This window comes from Microbulbifer mangrovi, assembly GCF_002009015.1.
GTDB lineage: Bacteria > Pseudomonadota > Gammaproteobacteria > Pseudomonadales > Cellvibrionaceae > Microbulbifer > Microbulbifer mangrovi.
In genome coordinates, this window is the sequence record NZ_LZDE01000084.1 from 1 (window position 1) to 775 (window position 775).

Below are 775 nucleotides of genomic sequence, written 5' to 3' on the forward strand. Positions count from 1 at the left end.
CCGCGCAGTACTTCCACGCGCTCAAGGTCGAACAACTGGATCGCGGAGCCGGCCGGGTTGCCGCGGTAGACGTCGTCTACATAGATGGATACCGGGGATTCCCAGGAGTCGGAGAAATTCACGAGGCTGATACCGCGCAGGCTGACGGAAGGGCTGGACGCTTCGCCGAAGATGGCGAAGAAGTTCATATTCGGTACCTGCTGGGTAATATCCAGTCCTTCTTCAAAACCCATTTTATCGATCGCGTCCCCGGAAAATGCGCTGACGGCGACGGAGACGTCTTGCATGGACTGCTCGCGCTTTTGTGCCGTCACGGTGACTTCTTCCAGTACGGATTGCTGGGCGAGGGCGCTGCTGGCTCCGAGGGTGCCTGCGAGCGCAATGGCACTGAACAACAGTGTGCGGCCGGGCAGGGTGAGTCTGGGTGCTTGTGCGTCAGAATGGTGAAGCTTGCTGCGGTTTGGTGCAGTCATGTTTTCTCCTTGTGATCACGCGTGTTCCGTTGGTATCCGAGCTGGATTGCGCGATTGAATAGCGGGCGTCTTTGCCCGGGGTGCACGACGATGTTGCATCGTTGTGATTGAACTGGTGCTCTTGCAAAAGAGATCCAAGAAAAAAAGAGCGCCATAATGGCAAAGCTCTGGAATTACCCTACCAAAAGTTACAGTTTGATCGCAATTTTGTTTCTTGTGTGGGGCGGTAGGGGCGAAAGTCTAATCGCAGTGTGGTGGCGGCAGAGTACTGGGTACCTGTTTTCAGAACCGAGCTAGGCGCC

At 55.9% G+C, this 775-nt stretch carries 1 protein-coding gene; it reads right to left on the minus strand.

What is annotated here, in order from left to right:
* Positions 1-473, minus strand: a 473-nt coding sequence (locus B4U49_RS00375) for a TonB-dependent receptor plug domain-containing protein (protein WP_143735427.1), incomplete at its 3' end; no start/stop codon positions are given.
* Positions 474-775: the final 302 nt, after the last annotated feature.